At 32.3% G+C, this 251-nt stretch carries 1 pseudogene; it reads right to left on the bottom strand.

The window, feature by feature from the left end:
• A pseudogene (locus ACP3VS_RS24510) lies at positions 1–251 on the bottom strand (DNA repair protein); the annotation flags it as partial.

The raw sequence follows: 251 nt of genomic DNA, 5'->3' as shown, positions 1-251 counted from the left end.
ACTTTAGTTAGTTTCATTTCTTTTTCGCGTTGTATTACGTTATCGAATAGTGAGATTTGTTCTTCGCCTTCATTGATTAAGTTAGTTAAAGAAACATTGATGGTTCTAATGGGTTCCCCAGTATAAAACTCGTGTAAAAAATATGTACAAATCTTATAAATATCCATTGTTAAATTGGTTGGTCGGTTCATAGTGTGAGTTTTTCTGAAACCGCCAGCGTAATTTTTGCTGTAACCAATAGAAAAATGGAT

Origin of the sequence: Lysinibacillus sp. VIII_CA, assembly GCF_049943995.1 — a bacterium.
Lineage (GTDB): Bacteria > Bacillota > Bacilli > Bacillales_A > Planococcaceae > Lysinibacillus > Lysinibacillus pinottii.
Note: the sequence above shows the minus strand (reverse complement) of the source record. Positions and strands in the feature narration are given on the sequence as shown.